Here is a 20508-nt window from a genome sequence, read left to right on the forward strand (position 1 = left end):
TTCAGAAACTTAACTCCGCCTGCACAATATGTGTTTTTTGTTTTGTAGTAGTGTTGCGATTCGCTGCTGCTCGTTTTTGCTGTTGTTCAGCGGCTCGTTCAAGCTCCCACTCTCGGCGGATGGCATCTGCTGTTCGCCGAATATCTTGAATGATTGCATCGTTATCAAGATTCGTTGCTGACGTTGTTGTATCTTCCACGCCTAACTTTTCGATGCCTAGCTCATTAAGCCTAGCAAAGACAGCTTGAATGGCTTTTTCAGGCGTTCGGTAATATTGGCTACCGCGAATACGTACAAATGTCCAACCTAAACGTTCCAGTATGGCTTGGCGTTCTATGTCTTGTTGTAGATTGTCAGGTGTATGGTATTTTTCACCATCGCACTCAATCGCTAATCGGCGAGCTTTGCCTTCTACTACTATATCAATGCGGTACGCGCCAACTTGCCACTGTGTCTTGACTCGATAGCCCGCGTTCACTAAATCCGTCAGGACTGATTTTTCAAATGGGGAATCAGTACGTTGCCCTTCTACTTCAATTTCACGCATTAGTGCTTGTGGATTGCGAACGTGTTGAATGAGCCGCTGCCTGATGTCGCCTGATTTCAAATGATTTTCTGGGTCGATAGAATGCACCAACCATAACTGATTACGCGCTCGGCTTACCGCTACATTGTAGCGTTTTTTGTACATATCATTTTTGCCGAACTCCATCATGCGTAGTACACCATCATCAGGTGGGCTATCAACCATAGACAAAAAGATCACATCGCGTTCATCGCCTTGAAATTGTGCAGGGTTTCCACACAGTATTTTGTGTTTGTTGTACAAATCCAATTCAAGACGATTCCGAAGAATATTGTCGATGTATTCACTTTGCTCACTGCCTAACAGAGTAATGACACCAAAGGTGGTGGTTTGCCCATTGTCATTCCGCGCGTAAGCAGGGTGATGAATGGCGGCAATGATCATTGATGCAATGGTATCGGCTTCGACTGCATTAATTTTCCCGTTTTCACTGCGCTTACCCTCTACCCGTTGTGAAATGAGTGCTGGGTGTATGGGCGATGATAAAGGTTCACGCAATGGCCTGATTTTGTTGTGGTAAGACAGGTGATTGCTGAACTGAATAATCTCCGGTACACAGCGAAAGTGTTCTTTTAGCGATATAACTCCACCGAATGCTGTTTCAGCAAGATCGTAAATTGAGGTTTGCCCATCATATAGGTGATTTAGGGGAATACCTTGCAAATCTGTGGCGATCAAACTATTTATGCTGGTGATTTGCTGTCCAATAGCATCTGGAGTGACTTGCTCTTTGTCCCCAACTATCACATGTTCCTTTCCCATGTAAAGTGCTGCAAGTGCCATCATATCGCTTTGACTGGACTCATCAATGATGACTACATCAAACTGAGTATTGCGTGGATCGAAGTTTTCGTAAACTCGGTGAAGTGGCATGATCCAAACAGGTACAGCTTTGCGAGCGGCAAATAGAAGGTCACGCGCATTTTTCAGGAGCGCAGGAGCATTCTTTCCTTTACCTTTGCCGATTTTTCTTATGGTTTGCACAAATCCCATTAGTGCCTGCTGGGTGGAAAGTTTGGTGCGATCACCTTGTGCAGCCCATGTTTCTTTTTCAATGATTTGAGCGGCTAATTGGGCTATTTCACTTTCAGCCGTATCCAATTCTTGCTGCAATGCAGGAATAGATAAGTCTGCACGTTTTTCGAGAATTTGCTGAAGTTGCAACCAAAGCCAAGCGGTTGACGCACTTCCTGGCGGGGTTGATGAGTCATGGGGAGAAGAGCGCAGTACGATGGATTTTGCCCAGTCGGGGGCGACAGGTTTTAATCTTGCCAACAGTGAATGGCGTTGTTGATAGATACCCTGTAAACCTTCAAGTTGTGCTAATCGCTTCCACAAAGTTTCGTAACTGTCAGCATCCCATGTTTGTTGTGCTCTGGTCAGGTCAATGGCTATTTCACTTTGCTGAAATTGGCTGAGATAAGTTGCCTGTATTTCAACGTGTTTGGATAATTCAGATTGCAACAATAACGCAGTTTTGGCGGTAAACAAGCTGGCAAGTTGTGGTGTGGTTGCCAGTTTGATGCGTTCCAGTTCACCGTATTGCGTGTGTACGATAGGGCAGGATTCTAACCATTTGTCCCACTTAAAACCTGTTGCTTGAATCTCTTGTTGTAGCGAATTCCAGACATGACTACGCCAGTTGAGGTGTTTGCGGATGAGTTCAAGGTAGTTCGGTGCAGTACGTTCCGGGCGATCACCTAATGTTTCAAATTCTGCACCCCCGGCTGTAGATACCGTGTGTTTCCAGTATTTTGCCAGTGTATTGTATTGCTGTTGAAGCTGCGTTTTTGCGCGTAACGCATGGAACTCTTCGATAGTCTGCGGTTGCCGTTGGTTGGTTTTACATTGTTCAATCAACTTGAACCAAGATGATTTCCCCATTTTGGCGAAAAGCCCGGTGAGTTTTTTACCCTGTTCCAAATGAGCAATAATGGCATCCAAGGTGATAATGTCGCAGTTATCAGGAATTTCTGGGGCGTGTTCAATAAACATCAAGTGTACTTTTTTGGCTTGCGCTTCCAGTTCCTCTATCGCTTCCAGCAGTTTTTCCCATGTCTCTTGCAGACCAGCACCAGACCAACCCGCAAACAGTACTTCTTGTAACCAGCTTTCATGGGTATTCAGTATGGCAACGCTTTCACTTATTTGTAGCTGGATTTGCTGTAGTTGAATGCGGGAGGCAGTTTTCGTGTTGTCCCATAGTTCAGGAACATGTTGCGCTAACTGTTGCTTGATTTGAAAGCGTTCAGTTGTCAGGGTGCGAAAGTCTGCGGACGACACCAACTTGGCATGTTCTGGCTGCTTGACTGACAGTTGTTGTTCTTCTTGCAACGACAATTGGTGATTAGTCGCGTAAAGGGTTGCCATTTCGGTATCAGATAGTGGGCAGAGCTGATTTTCTTGAATAGTGCCGGGAATCCAGCCATCACGTTCTGTATGTTCTTTGACAAGTTGAGCTGCCTTAATCGGTGTGTAGCCATTGCCAGCAACGACAACTTCTTCTATTTCACTGTAGCGAGCATCACGTATTTGCTGTTGCAAGTGTTGTTGCTTGAGCAATAATTCCTGTCGTCTGTTGCGTAGTTGGTTCGCATCCCGACGTAAGGCTGATGCATCCAGTCCCGATAGGCGGTCGGCAATTTCCTGTGCGGCTTGACTGAGTTGGGCTTGGCTTTCCGCATCACTGTCTAAAACGCTAAGACATAAGGATTGGATAGAGGGGTCGAGCTTATCGCGTAAAACCCGCAATGCTTTGCTGGTATGAGAACAGACCAGAACAGTTTTCCCTTGTGATAACAGGTAGCCTACTAAATTGGCAATCGTGTGTGTTTTTCCCGTTCCGGGCGGGCCTTGCACTAGCACAGAATGGGTTCGTTTCAGCCTGTCTGCAATGGCGTATTGTTCTGCATTCGCGGGTTTGCTGAACAAAATATCGTTGACCAGCGTTGGCGAAGTATGGGATAGCCTGTCAGATCCTTCGACGTCTGGGGAAACGTGAACGGCTTCCTCAATTCCAATAATGCGTTTCAATCCTGTGGATGGTGTGGCATTGGGGTCTTGCAGGTCTTCCAGAATATTGTCGAGTATCTGACTCAGACCTTGGTTGCGTTTGCGTAAGAATAAACAGGGAGCAGGGTACACAACCGGATTTTGTGGATTAACAGGACGTTGTGTATGGAACTCACCTTTGATGAACAAACCCTGAGCAAGTCGTTGTAAAAAACCTTCCGTAGCAGGAATTTCCCCTAATGGCTCTATGGGATAGTTTTCAAGTTCTTGCGATAGATCAGCAATAGTTTTTCCTTCAATATCAGGAATGTCGCGCAATAGTGCTTTGTACAATTCAGCTTTATCAATCCCCGAATGGAAGGTGAATTCTGATTTGGAAGTGTCGAACTTGAGTTCAAGCCGTTGTAGCAGTACTGGATGATGAATATTCAGATCAGGAACAAGTAGCATTCCCGAACCCAGCATCAATTCAATTTGATCGCCTTCTTTTTGCAGTCGTGACCATATTCCGTGAACTCGCTCGAAGAGATGGTAGGCATCAACTACAGGTTGTTCTGCCCTTACCCAGTCTGCGTGTTGTTTGCTCCATCTTGAGAAGGCTTCGAGGCGGTTAGGATCGTCATCGAATTGAATCGTGATGGTGCTTTTATCCGCTCGCTGTTCGTTGCGGCTGGGTAATGTTTCAGGCGTGCTACTGATGGAATTCCAACCCGGTTGCAACCAATCGTTGAGGATGGCAGGTGGAAGAGGGCATAGCGTTCGTTTGGGACGTTGGACGCTAATCAGTGCATCAGCATCGTCATTTCCTTGATGAATCGAGATGGTGGGGTGTCTAGGCCAAGAAGATAATAGCTGAAAACCATCCTGATATTCTGTAATGTTTTTAGGATATTGGTTCTTTAATTCATTGTAATTTTTAAGAAAACCAAAGAGTTGTAGGAGCTGGCTATTTGCTTCATTCATAGTATCGACTTGTGTGTTGATGGCTTGGTTGAACACGGACTCAGTATCATTTACTGCATCGCACTATAATTCTGCTGTGAACAGTAAGTAACATGATGAAGTCTGCATTTATTGGCAAAATAATTCAGTGATAGAAAACACAGAATTCAGATGATTTGCTACATTTTTGTGATTTTTCAGACTTGCTGGAATATGCCGTATCAGGTGTGGTAAGTGAAATTTTCCCGTGGGATTACGAGCAATTGATGGCTGATGATTTCTGGCCTGAACTCGATTCATAATTCAGCCGTTCATCCCGCACCAACAACGCCTGAAAATACGCATCCACCGCCCGCGCTTGCCCCGCTGTACTATCCTGCGCATACATCGCCTGCCGAAACGCATTGCTGTCATGCAACCCATTGGTATACCAAGCAATATGCTTGCGGGCGATGCGACACCCCGAATATTCCCCGTAAAACTGATACAGCTCATCCAAATGCCCCAGCAATACCGCATGAATTTCAGCAACGCTCGGCGGCGGCAATTCCTCGCCGGTTTGCAAATAATGCGCGATTTCCCGAAAAATCCACGGTCGCCCCTGCGCCGCCCGCCCGATCATAATCGCATCCGCCCCGGTCGCTTCCAGCACCGCCTTGGCTTTTTGCGGGCTATCAATGTCGCCATTGGCAATAATCGGCATCGTGACCTGACGTTTCACTTCGCGAATCAGCTCATAACGCGCCTCACCTGTGTACATTTGCTCGCGAGTGCGCCCATGAATCGCCAATGCCGCAATGCCTGCCTGTTGCGCCATATCCGCGACTCGCAGAATATTTTCCTCACCATTGACGTATCCCAGACGGGTTTTCAGCGTCACCGGCACAGCCACCGCAGACACCACCGCATCCAGAATTCGCTTAACCAAATCCTCATCTTGTAACAGCGCCGAACCCGCCAGCTTGCGGCAAACCTTGCGGGCAGGGCAGCCCATATTGATGTCCACAATCTGCGCCCCATTCGCCACCTGATAACGCGCCGCTTCCGCCAACATCTCCGGTTCAGACCCCGCAATCTGTGCCGAAATCGGCGCAAGTTCCCCGTCGAAATCCGCGCGGTACAAGGATTTTTTCTGGGCATACAAGGTCGCATCCACCGACATCATTTCGCTGACGGCATGACCTGCGCCAAAATGTTTGCATAAGGTACGGAACGGACGATCCGTCACGCCAGCCATCGGCGCAACAATCAGGTTGTTATCAAGTGTGTAAGAGCCAATTTTCATCGTGTTTAGACTTGTCAAAGAAGCCGTTCAAGTCTTATCAGCACAGTATCGCGCATAGCATCTTGACCAGATACTTTGTTTATCCGTTCCCTGATCAGATTGGCATCCACAATGCCGCTACGAATAGCTGTTGCCACAAAGTCCATGTCTTTTTCCCGTCCAGCATACAATTTGCTGGTCATCAGATCATGTGGCTCTAAAAACAAGCCAACAACATTATTGGTATTCGTGTTTGCAATCCTGATCAGGCGGCTTTCCCAGCCTTCGGGAAGTATCGCTGTCGTTTTATCCACACCATCAGCGTAGTACCCAAACGTTTCGTCAAACGGGGATAATTCACCCAATACACCGTCAATCAGGTCGGCGCGTTCAGGGTACTGGACAGGGATTAAATCTGCTTCGCGTGATTGCAAAAGAGCAGCCGGGGCTTCTGGGTAGCTGCCAAGGATCGACTGGCTACCAATGACAATGATTTCATTGCTTTGTGTGATCGCACCCGCTGCTCTGATCAAATGTTCGATTTCATAACGTTTCATGGGTATTCTTAAGTTCGCGTAGAATTCCCCAGCGTTCATGGGCAGAAAGGCATCCGGCAAAAGGAGAATTCGAGCGTGCCAGCACTGCGCTTTCGTCGTGGGAATCCAGAATGTTGATAATGTCTGTTATGGGCAAGGAGAGCTTTTGCTCCCAATCGGTGTAAGCCTGCCAATTACCGTTGTTGGCACGGTAACGCTGCAAGTTGGCGCGGGCAATACTCACTACCTGTTCAGGGTTGGCTTGCAGTTTTTCGATGACCCGCTGATGTAGCCGGTAAATGCGTTGTTCTATAAGGGTTTGTTTGTTCATTTGGCACAGAACGACAGGCTTAAAACAGCAAAGTACCGTGAAGGCGAAAAACTTGCAAGCCTCTAGCGTGCAGGACAGTGATGTTGTGGTAAAGTATCTGCCCTATAAGAAACCACCTGTACGGAGATTTAGTGTGCGTTTAACCGTAGAACAATACCGCCAATGGGAACACAAAAAAGTCACGCTGTTGGGCATGTCTGGTGTTGGTAAAACCCATATTTCCAGTATGTTACGTGAGCATGACTGGTTTCATTATTCCGGTGACTACCGCATTGGTACGTGCTATCTGGATGAAGATATTCTCGATTTGATCAAAGAACAGGCGATGAAAGTGCCGTTTTTGCGCGAATTATTGCGCAATGATTGGATCTACATTCGCAACAATATTCGCGTGAATGATTTGGGGCCTGTGCTGTCATTCGTTGGAAAATTAGGCAATCCCGAACTCGGCGGCGTGCCACTGGATGCGTTCATTCAACGCCAAGCGCAATACCGCGAAGCTGAAATTGCAGCGATGCGTGATGTGCCGGAATTTATCCGCAAAGCCCAAACAATCTACGGCTATTCGCACTTCGTTAATGACGCAGGCGGTAGCTTGTGCGAGTTGGAAGAACCGAGCGTGTTTGATTTGTTGGCGGAAAACACCCTGATTCTGTACATCAAAGTCACCACGAAAGACGAAGAGCAAAAGCTCATCGACCGCGCACGTAGTGACCCGAAGCCGTTGTATTACCGCCCGAATTTTCTGCGCGAACATTTGGCGGTATACCTGCAAGAACAAGGGCTGCAATACGCCGCCGAAATGATCCCCGACGATTTCACCCGCTGGGTATTCCCGCGCTTGTTCCATTCGCGTTTGCCGCGTTACGAAGCGATTGCACACGACTACGGCTACACGGTTACGTCGGAAGAAGCCGCGCAAGTGCGTGATGAAGCCGATTTCAATGCCTTGATTGAAATGGCGATTGCGCGTCATGCTTGAAGTTGTTAGGTACGGGGAGGGATTCCTATGCCATTAGTTGCACACACTGCATTGCCAACGTTTGAACGCTTGCGTCAAGAAGGTCAAACAGTCCTGAGCGAAGATTACGCCTTCAATCAGGATATTCGCGAGCTGCATATCGGTTTCCTCAATATGATGCCGGATGCAGCGTTGGCAGCGACCGAACGCCAGTTTTTCCGGCTGGTGGGTGAATCGAATCTGATTGCGCAATTTCACATTCACCCGTTCACGCTGGAAAGTTTGCCGCGCAGTGCCAAAGCGCAAGCTTACCTCGACCAATACTACGAAAAGTTTGCCGATTTGCGCGAACAAGGTTTGGATGCGCTGATCATTACCGGCGCAAACCCTGCCGCGCAACATCTGGAAGACGAACCGTTTTGGGAGGGTTTGTGCGAGGTAGTGGCCTGGGCGCAGGAAAATGTCACGTCTACGTTGTGTTCGTGTTTGGCAAGCCATGCGCTGGTGCAACATTTGTGGGGAATCCGCCGCCGCCCGCTGGGATTCAAGCGTTGGGGCGTGTACAGCCATGCCGTGACCATGCCGGAACACCCGCTGGTGAATGATTTGAATACGCGCTTTGACGTGCCGCACTCGCGTTTCAATCAGATTGATCGGGCGGAACTGGAAGCTGTGGGCGTACAAATATTGGTGGAAAGTCAGGAGGCGGGCGTGCACATGGCGGTCAGCCCTGATCTGTTCCGCATGATTTTTTTGCAAGCGCACCCAGAATACGATCAGGTGAGTTTGCTCAAAGAATACCGCCGCGAAACCCTGCGTTGGTTTGACGGGGCGCGGGAGGATTACCCGCCATTCCCCGAAAATTATTTGCGCCCCAAAGCCAAAGCGATTCTCACCGAATACCGGCTGGCACAAGAAGCAGCCAAACGCCAAGGCAAACCCTTGCCGGATTTCCCCGAAACCTTATTGTTGCCGATGTTGCACAATACTTGGCGCGATACTGCAAAAGTGTTTTACAGCAATTGGATCGGCAAGGTTTACCAAATCACCAATAACGACCGCCGTAAGCCATTTATGGAAGGTGTCGACCCCAATGACCCCTTAGGCTTACGTCAAACGCTGGGAATGCGCTAGACTAAGATAATGAAAATTTGGAATTTTACCGTTTTACTGGTGTCATTAGTGCTATTAGTCGGCAGTTTGAAGGCATTGCTGGATTATTGGCAATACGACGAAATGGCGGCAGACGTGGCGCAATTGATGTTGCACCAAGTCAGCGCGGAAGACGTGCGTCAACAAGTGCAGGAAGCCATTGCCAATAATAATCCCACCGATGCGCGAATGTATTTAAGCCTTGCCCACACTTTTGGTTACGCAGTGGATCCCGCTGAGTTTGAGGTGGAATTGCAGCGTTTGGAATCGCCACTCAATACCGCCCGTCGTACCGTTAATGATTTTGCCAGTGGTTTTGTCGAGGGTGAAGCCAGCAGTGGTGCAGGCGTGGCGGGTGCAATCACCGCCGATTTTACCGTGGTGGGTGATGCCCGCGATTTATGGGGGCAATATCAATTGTATGCCAAGGGTGAGCCGGTTAATGAACTGATTGTCACCTTGGCAGGGGTCGGGGTTGGCTTGACTGCCGCGACGGTGGCGAGTGCGGGGGCGGCTTCACCCGCGAAAGGTGGTATTTCTACCACAAAATTGGCGGCACGTGCGGGTAAGCTGACGCCGGGATTTCAGCGTTTTCTGCTCAGGCAGGGTTCAGACGTGTTCGACTATAAAGGGTTTCTATTGGCAGCGCGCGCCGAAAAAAATCTGGATGGCATCAGCAAAGCCGCATTAAAAGCTTATAACCCGCAAGCAACGCGGGCGCTTCAACAAACGGCAGAACAGGTGAATAACATTCGTAAGGCCAGTTCTACCGCTGATGTTGTGCATGTATTGAAATACGTGGAAAATGGTGAAGATTTAATCCGTTTGGAAAAAATCAGCCTAAAATACGGCACCAACACCAAAGGTATCATGAAGTTTCTGGGGAAAAGTGCGTTGGGTACAGTGCGGGTGCTACGTAAAACGGCTGAATTATTCATCAGTATTTTGGCCTCACTAGTATCGTTTATCGCTTTTTTCGTTTCGCTTAGCGGCATAAAGCTTGTAAAATGATCTTATTAATCTGCTGCTAAGATTAAAATTTGGTCTAAACTTACTACTCAGTTACGTTATTATTAATATTATTTCTAGCGCAGTAAGGTTATGGGATTGCTTGCTTTTAAAGATGCGGTACATTTGGTATCACGTACTGGCTTAGGCGCAGAGTGGGATGCTATTAAATACTTGGAAGGACGCTCTACTCAAGATGCGGTCGAGTTAGTGTTGCACCCAACACCTGAGGCATTGAAACCTGCTCCGGCGATGACGCCTTGGTTGAAGTTAGAACCGATGCGTTTGAACGATATGAAAAGTCGCAATTCCGCGTGGGCTATCTCACAGCATGAGGGTAAAGGCTTGCAGGCGTGGTGGGTGGAACAGATGTTGACCACCAAAACGCCATTTCTCGAACGCATGACCTTGTTTTGGCACAATCACTTCACCTCTTCCATTCAAAAAACGCTGCAACCCAGTTTGTTATACCAACAAAACTTGTTATTTCGCCGTTACGCACTGGGAAGTTTTGCGGAATTGCTGCAAGCGATTGCGCGTGATCCCGCCATGCTGATGTACTTGGATGGGCATCAAAATAACAAAAATCAGCCCAATGAAAATTTTGCCCGCGAATTGTTAGAATTATTCACCATCGGACGTGGGCATTACCGTGAAACCGATGTAAAAGCGGCAACACAAGCATTTACCGGCTGGCGCGTTGATTACCAAACCGGCAAATTTGTGATTCGCACTGACGAACACACCGAGGGGGCAGTGACCTTTTTGGGCAAAACCGGGCATTTCAAAGGCGATGATATTGTTAAGTTGTTGCTGGCACACCCCCGCACGGCGGAACGCTTGACGGAAAAATTCTGGTTGGCGTTTGTCAGCAATCGCCCCGACCCAGCGCTGATTGGTACTTGGGCGCAACAATTACGGCAATCGAATTACGACATCAAAGGCTTAATGCGCACGGTATTGAACAGTGAAGCATTTTGGGCAAGCGTAAACCGTGGCACTTTGGTGAAATCGCCGGTGGAATTGGTGCTTGGCACGGTACGCATGTTGCCTTATCCCCGCGAATCCACTCAAGAAATGCTGAATCTGTGCCGCCTGTTGGGGCAGGAATTATTCGACCCGCCCAACGTTAAAGGCTGGGCGGGGGGGGAACATTGGATCAGTACCCAAACCTTACTGGTACGCAACGCTTACCTTTCCAAATTGTCACGCGGTAATTTAAACGAAAAAGTCGCCAATGGGGTAAAACTCCCCGATGTACCCGCCGAGCAATTGGTCGAATGGTTATTACCCGTTAAACCCTTGAAACCGCTACCGCAAGCGCCGGGAGCGCTGCGCTTAGTGCGAGCGTTGCTGCTTGATCCAGCGTTTCAAGTGTCCTGATACTCTTTATGCGGATGTTGATTACATGAACCGTCGCGAATTTATGGGAATGGCTGCCTTGCTGCCTTGGTTGACTGCTTTGCCTGCGGAAGTATTGGCAGTGCCTGCCCGCCCACAACAACGGGTTGTGGTGTTAGTCAAACTGGCTGGGGGCAATGATGGGTTGAATACCCTGATTCCTCACAATGACCCGCTGTATTATCAACATCGCCCCACGATTGCAGTACCTAAGCATCAACTCATCGACATTGGTGAAGCACAGAGCTTGAACCCTTACCTGAAAGCACTCAAACCCTGGTGGGATAAAGGCAATATGGCGTGGGTACAAGGGGTGGGTTATCCGCACAGCACCTTGTCGCATTTTCGTTCCAGCGATATTTGGGAAACAGCGGTGGACGCCAGTCAATACGCTGAAACGGGTTGGTTAGGTTCATTATTACCCGGTTGTAAGCCCGGTTTGCACGGCATTGCGATCGGTGACAGCAGCGGGCCGATGAACGGAAAAAACTGCAATACCATTGCGATGCAAAGCCCGCAGTCTTTCCTGAGTCAAATCAACCTGCTGGAAGACATTCAGCCGGTGCGTACCAATTCGGTGCTGGCGCATATCACCAATGTGCATCACCAACTGTATGCAGCGGGTGAACAGTTAAGCACTAAATTGCAACGCCCAATGGCCTTAGGTGTCAATTTTTCTACCGGCAAATTAGGGCGTGAATTGGAAGCGGTTGCCAAGATGATTTTGACCGGCGTCGATGCAGCCGTATACATGGTCACGCTGGACGGTTTTGATACCCACAGCAACCAAATGGCGGTACAGAGTAATTTACTGCATCAACTCGCTGGGGCGCTGGATTCGTTTGCGCAAGCCATGCAACGCGGCGGGCGCTGGAACGATGTCATGCTGATGACGTATTCCGAATTCGGGCGGCGTGTGCAAGAAAACCACGGCAAAGGTACTGACCACGGCACGGCGTCGGTGCAATTGGTCATGGGCGGCAAGGTACGTGGCGGTATTTACGGCGATGCACCCGATCTTAGCCGTTTGGATGGCGATGGCAATGTGCAACATACGGTCGATTTCCGCGCCGTCTATGGCACGGTATCCCAACGTTGGTTGGGGCAAGCCAGCCCGTGGGCTAAGTTTGGTACGCTGCCGTTTGTTTAAGTCTGAAGCGCTTTCCGGCATAATCGCGCCTTTCTCATTAGCATAGAAAGGCATTGCCATGTGGTTCAAGAATCTGTACCTGCTGCGTTTGAGCAGTGATTTCGATCTCACGCCCGAAGCGCTACACGAAGCCCTTGAAAGCAAACCCTTTCTGGGCTGCGGCAATGAATTGCGCGAAGCCAGCGGTTGGGTATCACCGTTTGGGCGCAACAATGAGCAACTGGTATTGGCGACTAACGGCTGTATGCTGCTGACATTGGCGCATCAGGAAAAGCTGCTCCCGGCTTCGGTGGTGCGTGAAGAACTCGATACTTTAGTTGCCGACATCGAAGAAAAAGAAGCCCGCAAAATCGGTAAGCGCGAAAAACAAGATTTGCGCGATGAGATCGAATTTGAATTGCTGCCCAAAGCCTTCACCCGCACCAAAAAAATGGATGCCTGGCTGGATTTACCCAATGGCTGGATGATTATTAACAGCTCGTCCAACACGCCAGCGGAACGCTTAACCCATTTACTGCGCAATACTTTGGGCAGTTTGCCCGTTGCTCCCCCGAAAACCGACAGGAGTCCGGCAGTGCTAATGACGCAATGGCTGGCGGATGATCACACCTTGCCAGCGCCCTTTGTTTTAGGTGAAGCGTGCGAATTAAAAGGGACGGGCGAAGCAAAAAGTGTGGCAACGTTTAAACGTCATGAACTGATGGCGGAGGAAGTGCAAGCCAATTTAGCCGCAGGCAAAACGGTATCCAAACTCGCTTTAATCTGGGCAGACAAGATCAGTTTTGTTTTGACCGAAGATTTAGGGGTACGTCAGGTACGCTTTTTGGATGTGCTGGCCGACAACCTTAAGGATGCCGACCCGCAATCGCGTGCTGAAAAGCTGGACATCGAATTCACCCTGATGACGGGTGAAGTGACGCTGATGTTAGCCGATTTGATGCAATGTTTTACGGCAGAACCTGAACCAGAGCCTGCTTAATTTTCTCGATCCGCGCTGTCTGACTGGCAAGGGCAGTCGCGGGCATTCCCCCCAAAGCATACCACTGTTTTAAAACAGGTAACGCATGAGCACTGGGTTGCGCGGTTTCTTTGCGACTGCGCATGGTTTCTGAGAGTTGCGCGACTTGGTATTTGAGGCGCGTGGCTTGGAATTCGGCAGGACTTTCCAGCGCTAACAGAATTTCCAGTTGCAAGCACAATAATTCACCTGTGTTGCGGTTTTCAATTTGCGCATCAGCGCTGGTGTCCGCTTGTTTGTGTTGCGCGGATTGGGCAGCAAGGGCTTCCAAGTCGGCGCGTTGTTGCTGCTGACGTGCCAATTCGCGTTGACGCTGTTCTTCAGACTGACGGGTGGTTTCTGCTAATTGCGCATCACGTTCTTGCTGTTGTTGCTGGCGTTCTTCACGCGCACGCGCAAACAGGGTGTCGATCGGTTCACGGAATTGTTTCCACAAACGTTGTTCGTCGGAAGGGCGCGAACTGAGGCTAATCTGCCATTGGGTTTGCAGCATTTTGGCTTGCTCAATGGCTTGTGCGGTGTTGGGGGAGTCCAGCAGGGCTTTGGCTTGTTCGACCAGTTGGCTGCGTTCCTGCCAGTTGCGGGCGCGTTCGGCTTTAAAGTGAGCTTCTAGCGCATCCATCGCTGCATTGAAGCGGTCATTGACGTTTTTCCAATCTTTGTGGCTGACAGTTCCAGCGGCTTTCCAATGTTTGCGGGAATCGTTGAGCGCGATTTGTAGCGCCCGCCAATCGGGATTTCCCCAGTCGGTCTCGGCATGTAAGGCTTCGAGTTGGACGCAAATGGTGTTGCGTTGTTCGAGGTGCGTGGCGCGTTGTTGCGCTTGTTCTGCAAAGTATTGTTTGCTGGGTTCGTAAGCGGCGGTGGCGTTGCTGTCAAAGGTTTTCCACAGCGTGTGTTGTTGCCCCGGTTCGAGCTGGGACAGCTTGCGCCATTCTTCCCGTAAGGAATGGATTTTCTTGGCACGTTCTTGTGGGTCAAGTTCCGCATCAGTGCGCAGGTGTTCCGCTGTTTCGATCAATTGTTTGCGTACTTGATCCGTACCCCAACGCCGCCAGTCTTGAATTTCCCGCAGAAAGGGGGCGAGTGCTTGCAGACGGCGTTGGAAAAAGGCTTGGTCTTTGCCGGGGATGTGCGTGGCCTGTTTGAGATTTTCTCTGAGGGTTTTATGCACTTCAACGGCTTCGCCGTATTGTTCGGCTTCTAAGTAAGCTTCCAGTGTTTTCAAGCTGTGGTGTAAGTCGGTTAGGGTTTGCTCTTGTTGAGCTTGTTGTTGCTGGCGGTTCTTGCGGGCGGCGGCTTCGCGTTGCTGTTCTTGTTCGAGACGCTCTTGTTGGGCTTGTGCGGCGGCCTCGGCTTGCTGTTGGGCTTCGGCAGCTAAACGCGCTTGTTCAGCGGCTTGTTGGGCTTGCAATTGTTGTTGCTGGGTGTGTTCGGTTTCCCAGGTTTGCAGGCGTTGTTGAAAATCGGTTAATGCTTGTTGGAAGCGTTGTTGTTGGGCTTCATTGGCGGTTTTGCTGATTTTTTGCCAACGTTGTTCCAGTACTTTGACGCGGGTTTTTTCTTGCGCCCAGCGTTGGGTGTTGCCGAGGGTTTCGGCTTCGGCACAGAGTGCGTCGATGTCGGCTTGTTGTTTGTGCTGATGTTGCACAATGTCTTCGCGTTCTTTGAGCAATTGACGCAGGCGTTTGTTGTTTTTGCCGTGCAGCTTTTCCAAGGCTTGAAGTTGCGCCAAGTCATGAATTTGAGCAGCAGCGCTGTATTGAATCTCTTTGGAGGTGTCGTTACTGGCAATGGAGAACAATAATTCTTGGTCGTCCAGCTTGGCGATGGCTTGGTGACGCAATTTAACGCCCCGCATCGAATCACGCGCAATGCTGCGGAGGAGCGCGGGATTCTGTAGCCAAGCAAAGACTTCCGTCAGTAAATGGTCGTGGCGGTGATCAGTCGCCGCCAAACCAATGACACGTTGGCGGGCGCGTTCACCAATCGAACCCGCTGTGTGACCCATTTGCACCAAGGTCGGAATGTGGTGCAAACGGGTAATGGCTTCCATGCGTACATCACTGTCAGGATCGCTTTGGGCAATCTTGATCAATTCCATGCTGTCACCGGCAAGGCTCGCCAGTGATTTTACGCGGACACTGGCATCAGCGTGTTGCCATTTTGGTTTAAAGAACTTCCCTAACATACTATTCTTCGTCTTATTGTTGGCGTTACTTTACGCGCATTCCGGGTTCTGCACCCTTGTCAGGTGTCAGGATGAATAAATCTTTACCGCCGGGGCCTGCTGCCAACACCATGCCCTCGGATACGCCAAAGCGCATTTTACGGGGGGCAAGGTTGGCGACCATCACGGTGTAACGACCTTCCAGATCGGCGGGGTCGTAAGCGGATTTTATCCCGGCAAACACGTTGCGGGTTTCGCCGCCCAGATCAAGGGTCAATTGTACCAGCTTATCAGCGCCTTTGACGTGTTCGGCTTTGACGATTTTGGTAATGCGTAAGTCGATTTTGGCGAAATCGTCGTAGTCAATCGTGGCGCTGATCGGGTCGTTGGTCAGGTGTTGAGTACTGTTCCCTTCGGCTTCGCTCAGGGAGCGGTTATCTGTTTGGTTGCTGAGCGTAGCCGAAGCATTGTCTTCGAGCATGGCTTCGACCATTGCCGGTTCAACACGGGTCATCAGGGCTTTGAATGTGGTGATTTGGCCGCCAGTCAGTGGCGTTGCAACGCTTGCCCAAGTCAGTTCACCCGCATTGAGGAAGCTTTCTGCGTCAACCGCCAATTGTGGGAGAACTGGCTTGAGGTAGCTCACAATCGCCCGGAACATATTGATGCCTTGGGTGCAAACGTTTTGCACGTCAGCAAGGCGTTCTGGGTCTTTGGCGAGTACCCACGGCTTTTGTTCGTCAACGTATTGGTTGGCCTTGTCAGCCAAGCCCATGATTTCGCGCATCGCCTGACCGTAGCGGCGGGTTTCGTAAAGTTCGGCGATACGTTCAGAGGCATCGCTAAACTCCTGATATAAAGCGCTGTCAGGCAGCGTATCAGCCAGTTTGTTGTCAAAGCGCTTGTTGATGAAACCGGCGCAGCGTGAAGCAATATTAACCACTTTGCCGACTAAATCGCTGTTGACCCGTGCCACGAAATCTTCGAGGTTAAGGTCAATGTCATCCACGCCATTGCTGAGTTTGCTGGCGAAATAGTAGCGTAACCATTCCGGGTTCAAATGCTTGAGGTAGCTTTCGGCTTGGATAAATGTACCGCGTGATTTGGACATTTTCGCGCCATTCACGGTCAGAAAGCCGTGGCAATGCACTGCGCTGGGGGTGCGGAAACCCGCGCCATGCAACAGCGCAGGCCAAAACAGCGTGTGGAAATAGGCGATGTCTTTACCGATGAAGTGATACACCTCGGCGGTAGAATCGGGTTTCCAGAAGCTATCAAAATCCAGTCCGGTGCGTTCACACAGGTTTTTGAAGCTGGCTAAATAACCAATCGGCGCATCCAGCCACACGTAAAAATATTTGTCATCAGTGTCGGGAATTTTAAAGCCCCAGTAAGGTGCGTCGCGAGAAACATCCCAATCGCTCAAGCCTTGATCCGACTCAAACCACTCCATTTGCTTATTGGCTATTTCTTTTTGTACCGCGCCACTGGCAAGAAATTCGCGCAGGAAGGTTTCAAAATGCCCCAGCTTAAAGAAATAGTGTTCGGTTTCTTTTTCAATCGGCGTCGTGCCTGAAATGGCCGACACCGCGTTTTTCAAATCTGTCGGGGAATAAGTCGCACCGCAGGCTTCGCAGTTATCGCCGTATTGATCCGCCGCGCCACAACGTGGGCATTCGCCTTTAATGAAACGGTCGGGCAGGAACATGTTCGCTTGCGCATCGTAAGCTTGGCGAATGGTGCGTTTTTCAATATGCCCGTTGTCACGCGCCGCTTTGTAGATGAATTCGGCGAAGTGGCGGTTTTCGTCAGAGTGCGTGGTGTAGTAATTGTCGAAACCGACGCGAAAGCCAGCAAAATCACGCTGATGTTCCGCGCCGATGCGGGCAATCAGTTGTTCCGGGGTAATGCCTTCTTGTTGCGCACGCAGCATGATCGGTGTGCCGTGCGTGTCATCCGCGCACACGTAGTAACATTCATTGCCGCGCAAACGTTGAAAACGCGCCCAAATATCCGTCTGGATGTATTCGACCATGTGACCAATATGAATCGGGCCATTGGCGTAGGGCAGGGCACTGGTGATGAGGATTTTTCTTGGCTGCATGGCTGTCTTTAAAGGCTTCTAATAGAGACGCGATAAAGTAGCAGGTTGTGGGGGTTTGTGCCACTGGTTGGCATCGAAACACTACCATTAGTAAATTCAATGAATATTTTAGTGATAGTTACCATATAATATTTGATTGAAACCATAAACCCCAATTAACCACTTATAGGTAATAAACCATGAATATGAACAGTGTCAGCGTTCATACGTTCAATAAAACCTCTATCGCTAAACAAGGGCAGTTACTTTTAGCGGGCATCGTCATGTCATCATTGCTCACCGCTTGTGGTGGCAGTAGCGGGCCTTCCGCAGAAGAGTTGGCTGCTCAAGCGGCGCTTGCTGCCCAAGTAGCAGCGAATAAAGCAGCGGCTGATGCAGCAGCAGCGGCAGCATTGGCTCAGGCCGCAGCCGATAAAGCGGCGGCAGATGCCAAGGCAGAGGAGGAGCGCCAAGCTGCGCTAACAGCAGCGCGTAAAGAAACTCAAGACAGTGTAAAGCAGGTAGAAACCGATACCAAAGCAGCACAGACAGCCAGTTCTAGTGCCGGATACGCGCTATTACAAGCCAAACAGCAGGGCGCTGCTTACCCAGAAGTCGCTGAAGCATTAGCCGAAACACAAGCATTTGCTGATCAAGCCAAGCAGGCTGTTGAGCAAGCACTGAAACAGAAAGCTTTGGCGACGGCAGCGGCAACCAATGCGGAAACTGCCCTAAGCCTTGCAGAAGTGACAGCGTTTGCCGAACAAGCTAAAAATGCAGCGCTCAGTACCAAAGAAGCCCGTGTCGCTGCGGAAAAAGCACGTGATGCGACGCAAAAAGCAGCAGCAGAAGTCAGTGCTGGCGTTAAACTTGCGGAAGCTGCCAGACGTTACGCCAAATTGGACGTCAGCGGTAATGAATTACCACTTACTGCAACGTCATGGTCTTGCTTGAAAGACAAGCAGACCGGCTTGGTTTGGGAGACCAAAACCGATGATGGCAGTTTCCGGGATAAAGATTGGCGTTACCGTCACATGCATAACTATGGTGGTTATGGCAATACAGTGGATACGACAGGTCAAGTATTATGCCGTGGGTTGGATACGTGTGATGCTTATTCTTACATGAATGCGGTGAATGGTGCGGGATTATGTGGCAGAAATTCCTGGCGTATTCCGTTGAAAAGTGAGCTGGGCAGTATTGCGCAAATCAATGGGGGCGGTACACCCCCGCATATTAATCAGGAAGTTTTCCCCGATATTGTCTATAAACCCTATGTTGCTGCTTATTGCGCGATGAATACCAACACGGGGGCTGATGCCGAACACAACTACCAAGGTGTTGATTATGGCTTGCCGTTATTAAACGGTATCCAAACCAAGGAAAACTTGGAAAACAGTATTTTGATTCCTTTGCGTTATTACGGGGAAATCAAAGATGGTTTGGTGGACAACCCTGGTAATGCATCTAACTGGATTTGTTACACCCGTATGGTGAGTTCTCGTTAATTTAGGCTAACTCTACATTACTCATTTATAGGTCATGAATCATGAATATGAACAAAATTAACGTTCATACGCTTAATAAAAGCACGGCTGCAAAACAAGGGCAGTTACTATTGGCGGGCATTGTAATGTCTTCATTGCTCACTGCTTGTGGTGGCAGCAGCGGGCCTTCCGCAGAAGAATTGGCGGCGCAAGCCGCGATTGCAGCACAGGCCGCCGCCGATAAAGCAGCGGCGGATGCTGCAACAGCGGCAGCACTTACTAAAGCAGCAGCCGATAAAGCGGCTGCTGACGCTAAGGCAGAAGAGGATCGCCAAGCCAATATGGTGATGGCTCGTCAACAAATCAAAGATATTGCTGTTCAAGTGGAAACCGACACCAAAGCAACACAATCGGCTAATTCGATTGCGGGCTATTCGTTATTGCTTGCTAAACAGGAAGGCTCAAGTTACCCAGAGGCGGCTGGCGCATTAGCCGAAACACAGGCATTTGCGGATCAGGCTAAACAAGCAGCGGATCAAGCGCTGGCACAGAATGCCTTAGTCACGACGGCTGTAAGCGATGCCAGCATTGCGACAACACTCGAAGGCATTCAGGCGTTGTTACAGCAAGTGCAAGCGGCAGCACTTAGTGTGAAAGCGGCACGAACGGCGGCAGAACAAGCGCGGGATGCTACGCAAAAAGCGGCGGAACAAGTCAGGGCTGAAGTTAAATTGGCAGAGGCTTCCAAACGCTATACGAAGCTTGACAGTGCAGGCAATGTGCTGCCTGCTTCTGCTCCGTCATGGGCGTGTGTTAAGGAAAATGCTACCGGGAAAGTGTGGGAATCCAAAACGAACGATAACGGGCTACGTGATAGTGACTGGCGCTACCGGCATTTCCACAATTCGGCTGGTTATGCCAGCACTAGGGACAGCACTGGCGCAATATTGTGTCAGGTGCTTGGCAATTGTGACGCCTACAGTTATGTAAATGCAGTGAATGATTCCGGTGGCTTGTGTGGCAGATCGCAATGGCGTTTGCCAACCATGGAGGAGCTGTTGAACCTAGTCCAAGTGAATGACAATGGGCAACGTCCCAACATTGACTTGAAATTTTTCCCGGATACGGTCAGTCAAGCTAATAAGGCAGCTTACTGTTCTGAGAATTTGGCGAGAACTGCAACGGATTGTGGGTACGCACCGGGAACTCCCGTGAATCAAAGTGCCGATGGGCGCATTGAGTGTAATTACCAAGGTGTCGATTACGGTTTACCAATCAGTGCTGATAACCCACGCGGTGGCAGTATGGTGGCATTGCGTCATTACGGCGAAGTGCCAGATGGTCTGTCGACTTATCCGACTAATAATTGGATTTGTTATACCCGACTGATTAGTAGTTTCTAAATAT

Annotated in this window: 14 protein-coding genes; 8 read left to right on the forward strand and 6 right to left on the reverse strand. The window is 49.7% G+C overall.

Annotated elements, in window-relative coordinates:
* Position 1 precedes the first annotated feature (1 nt).
* From L3K52_11445 to L3K52_11460, 4 genes are all read right to left on the reverse strand, one after another.
* Positions 2-4597, reverse strand: a complete 4596-nt coding sequence (locus tag L3K52_11445; protein UOG90813.1) for an AAA domain-containing protein — start codon at positions 4595-4597, stop codon at positions 2-4.
* A 196-nt stretch (positions 4598-4793) separates the two neighbouring features.
* Positions 4794-5825, reverse strand: a complete 1032-nt coding sequence (dusB, locus tag L3K52_11450) for a tRNA dihydrouridine synthase DusB (protein ID UOG90814.1) — start codon at positions 5823-5825, stop codon at positions 4794-4796.
* Positions 5826-5839: 14 nt separating this feature from the next.
* Positions 5840-6361 (reverse strand): hypothetical protein, encoded by a 522-nt coding sequence (locus L3K52_11455; protein ID UOG90815.1) that lies wholly within the window; start codon positions 6359-6361, stop codon positions 5840-5842.
* The gene (locus L3K52_11460; GenBank protein UOG90816.1) at positions 6348-6671 is read right to left on the reverse strand and encodes a hypothetical protein; all 324 of its coding nucleotides are present in this window, start codon (positions 6669-6671) and stop codon (positions 6348-6350) included. The genes L3K52_11455 and L3K52_11460 overlap by 14 nt, the downstream gene beginning before the upstream one ends.
* Before the next feature lie 133 nt (positions 6672-6804).
* Here L3K52_11460 and L3K52_11465 point away from each other — a divergent pair, with 133 nt between their 5' ends.
* The 6 genes from L3K52_11465 to L3K52_11490 all read left to right on the forward strand — a co-directional run bounded on the left by L3K52_11465 (position 6805) and on the right by L3K52_11490 (position 13322).
* Complete coding sequence (locus L3K52_11465; GenBank protein ID UOG90817.1) at positions 6805-7653, forward strand: ATPase; 849 nt, start codon at positions 6805-6807, stop codon at positions 7651-7653.
* 27 nt (positions 7654-7680) lie between these two features.
* Positions 7681-8766 carry a homoserine O-succinyltransferase gene (locus L3K52_11470; GenBank protein UOG90818.1) on the forward strand — a complete coding sequence of 362 codons (1086 nt, stop codon included), beginning with the start codon at positions 7681-7683 and terminating at the stop codon, positions 8764-8766.
* A 9-nt stretch (positions 8767-8775) separates the two neighbouring features.
* Positions 8776-9795 (forward strand): hypothetical protein, encoded by a 1020-nt coding sequence (locus L3K52_11475; GenBank protein UOG90819.1) that lies wholly within the window; start codon positions 8776-8778, stop codon positions 9793-9795.
* 90 nt (positions 9796-9885) lie between these two features.
* Positions 9886-11175: a DUF1800 domain-containing protein gene (locus tag L3K52_11480; protein UOG90820.1), complete on the forward strand. Its 1290-nt coding sequence runs from the start codon at positions 9886-9888 to the stop codon at positions 11173-11175.
* A 25-nt stretch (positions 11176-11200) separates the two neighbouring features.
* Positions 11201-12343: a DUF1501 domain-containing protein gene (locus tag L3K52_11485; GenBank protein ID UOG90821.1), complete on the forward strand. Its 1143-nt coding sequence runs from the start codon at positions 11201-11203 to the stop codon at positions 12341-12343.
* A 58-nt stretch (positions 12344-12401) separates the two neighbouring features.
* Entirely contained in the window at positions 12402-13322 is a 921-nt protein-coding gene (locus L3K52_11490) for a recombination-associated protein RdgC (protein UOG90822.1), read from the forward strand.
* On the opposite strand, the gene L3K52_11495 is transcribed toward L3K52_11490, so the two are convergent.
* Positions 13291-15552 carry a DUF349 domain-containing protein gene (locus tag L3K52_11495; protein UOG90823.1) on the reverse strand — a complete coding sequence of 754 codons (2262 nt, stop codon included), beginning with the start codon at positions 15550-15552 and terminating at the stop codon, positions 13291-13293. The genes L3K52_11490 and L3K52_11495 overlap by 32 nt on opposite strands.
* Positions 15553-15577: 25 nt before the next feature.
* Entirely contained in the window at positions 15578-17635 is a 2058-nt protein-coding gene (metG, locus tag L3K52_11500) for a methionine--tRNA ligase (protein UOG90824.1), read from the reverse strand.
* 179 nt (positions 17636-17814) lie between these two features.
* Here metG and L3K52_11505 point away from each other — a divergent pair, with 179 nt between their 5' ends.
* Positions 17815-19122, forward strand: coding sequence for a DUF1566 domain-containing protein (locus L3K52_11505; protein UOG90825.1), 1308 nt, complete (start codon positions 17815-17817; stop codon positions 19120-19122).
* Between the two features lie 41 nt (positions 19123-19163).
* Positions 19164-20504 (forward strand): DUF1566 domain-containing protein, encoded by a 1341-nt coding sequence (locus L3K52_11510; protein UOG90826.1) that lies wholly within the window; start codon positions 19164-19166, stop codon positions 20502-20504.
* Positions 20505-20508 lie beyond the last annotated feature (4 nt).

Source organism: Candidatus Thiothrix sulfatifontis (genome assembly GCA_022828425.1).
Lineage (GTDB): Bacteria > Pseudomonadota > Gammaproteobacteria > Thiotrichales > Thiotrichaceae > Thiothrix > Thiothrix sulfatifontis.

Coding starts and splice junctions, on each gene's coding strand:
- L3K52_11510 (UOG90826.1), top strand. CDS start 19,164: ATGAATATGAACAAAATTAACGTTCATACGCTTAATAAAAGCACGGCT.
- L3K52_11485 (UOG90821.1), top strand. CDS start 11,201: ATGAACCGTCGCGAATTTATGGGAATGGCTGCCTTGCTGCCTTGGTTG.
- L3K52_11490 (UOG90822.1), top strand. CDS start 12,402: ATGTGGTTCAAGAATCTGTACCTGCTGCGTTTGAGCAGTGATTTCGAT.
- L3K52_11455 (UOG90815.1), bottom strand. CDS start 6,361: ATGAAACGTTATGAAATCGAACATTTGATCAGAGCAGCGGGTGCGATC.
- L3K52_11460 (UOG90816.1), bottom strand. CDS start 6,671: ATGAACAAACAAACCCTTATAGAACAACGCATTTACCGGCTACATCAG.
- L3K52_11495 (UOG90823.1), bottom strand. CDS start 15,552: ATGTTAGGGAAGTTCTTTAAACCAAAATGGCAACACGCTGATGCCAGT.
- L3K52_11505 (UOG90825.1), top strand. CDS start 17,815: ATGAATATGAACAGTGTCAGCGTTCATACGTTCAATAAAACCTCTATC.
- L3K52_11470 (UOG90818.1), top strand. CDS start 7,681: ATGCCATTAGTTGCACACACTGCATTGCCAACGTTTGAACGCTTGCGT.
- metG (UOG90824.1), bottom strand. CDS start 17,635: ATGCAGCCAAGAAAAATCCTCATCACCAGTGCCCTGCCCTACGCCAAT.
- L3K52_11475 (UOG90819.1), top strand. CDS start 8,776: ATGAAAATTTGGAATTTTACCGTTTTACTGGTGTCATTAGTGCTATTA.
- dusB (UOG90814.1), bottom strand. CDS start 5,825: ATGAAAATTGGCTCTTACACACTTGATAACAACCTGATTGTTGCGCCG.
- L3K52_11480 (UOG90820.1), top strand. CDS start 9,886: ATGGGATTGCTTGCTTTTAAAGATGCGGTACATTTGGTATCACGTACT.